The following is a 463-nucleotide window of genomic DNA, read 5'->3' as shown; positions in this document are numbered from 1 at the left end:
GAAATCGAAAGCGCAGCAGCAGACTACCGGCGAGATGCTGAAAGCCGCATTCAGCGAGCACGAGAAGTCTGTCAGAGTGGAACTGAGCGAAAGCGAGAAGAGAATCAGCGTCGCCATCCTCGACCACGACCGGAAGCTGTCCTCAGCCATGAGCCAGCGAACCAAAGGGATGCTGCGCATGGTCTGCTAGACGTGGGGCGTGAGATACCAGGAAGACAATCAGGGGCGTCTTCTGGTGTTGCCGGAGGGCGTGAAAGCGGACACGAACTGGACGTTCGACAGCGGCAGAAAGAACGGCATCAGATTGGTACAGGAGAGCAGCATGACGGAGCTGGAAAAACAATTATTGAGCGCATTAGAGCAGCTACAGCAGGACTACTCGAAAGGGCTGGACGAGTGGGAGAACGCCTTCGCGGAATGGCGGACGATGTCTGGTCTTATGCAACGGGAGAACGCGGCGCTG

General features: G+C 57.0%; 2 protein-coding genes. Both read left to right on the top strand.

The window, feature by feature from the left end:
- Positions 1-190 (top strand): MbeB family mobilization protein (locus ACSZO4_RS25855; RefSeq protein ID WP_437891932.1); only part of this gene is annotated, 190 nt, incomplete at its 5' end.
- 132 nt (positions 191-322) lie between these two features.
- Positions 323-463, top strand: a 141-nt coding sequence (locus ACSZO4_RS25850; RefSeq protein ID WP_437891933.1) for an MbeD family mobilization/exclusion protein, incomplete at its 3' end; no start/stop codon positions are given.

The sequence above is a fragment of the Phytobacter sp. V91 genome, assembly GCF_965644225.1.
GTDB lineage: Bacteria > Pseudomonadota > Gammaproteobacteria > Enterobacterales > Enterobacteriaceae > CBFFRJ01.
The sequence above is the reverse complement of the archived record's forward strand: the minus strand, read 5'-3'. Positions and strand labels throughout refer to the sequence as shown.